We start from the raw sequence: 530 nt of genomic DNA, 5'->3' as shown, positions 1-530 counted from the left end.
AGCAGTGTGACGGTATTTCGGAAGAGTCGCGAGTGGAAGGAGGCCTCGCTCCCTGAGCCCGTCATCAAACCGCTAAAACGGTACGCCGAGGTGCTAGACGTCCCGGAATCGTGGCCGGTATTCACGACGCTGCATCGGCCGTCGCTCGCGAATCACGTCATCAGGGGGCTAGGTGGCGCCGGCCTCAACGACGACGCGATCGAGCGCGTCCGAACAGGCGCCCCCGACCTGATCGTCGCTGCCGAGCACGACCTCGACGCGCTGAAGCCGCTCACCACGGACGGCGCCCGGTCGATCATGGAGCGGCTCTGGAACAACGATGCGATCACGAAGCGTCGCGACGAACTGGATCTCTCACTCGATGGCGATTACCTCGAACTACACGGCGGGCGGCGGGGCGTCGGAGAGGTCCTCGTTCGACAGTTCGGCTACGCCGCTGCAGCCCGGTATCTCGACAACAGCGAGGAACAGGTCCGCGAGGCCTACCAGCACATCGAGGCGGCTGAGCGCGCCGACATGGCGACAGAGGC

General features: G+C 65.3%; 1 pseudogene. It reads left to right on the top strand.

What is annotated here, in order from left to right:
* Positions 1-90: 90 nt before the first annotated feature.
* Positions 91-530: pseudogene (locus tag Z052_RS15140) on the top strand (site-specific recombinase); the annotation flags it as partial.

Origin of the sequence: Halorubrum sp. C191 (assembly GCF_002727095.1) — an archaeon.
GTDB classification, from domain to species: domain Archaea; phylum Halobacteriota; class Halobacteria; order Halobacteriales; family Haloferacaceae; genus Halorubrum; species Halorubrum ezzemoulense.
This window is presented reverse-complemented; position numbering and strand designations above follow the sequence as displayed.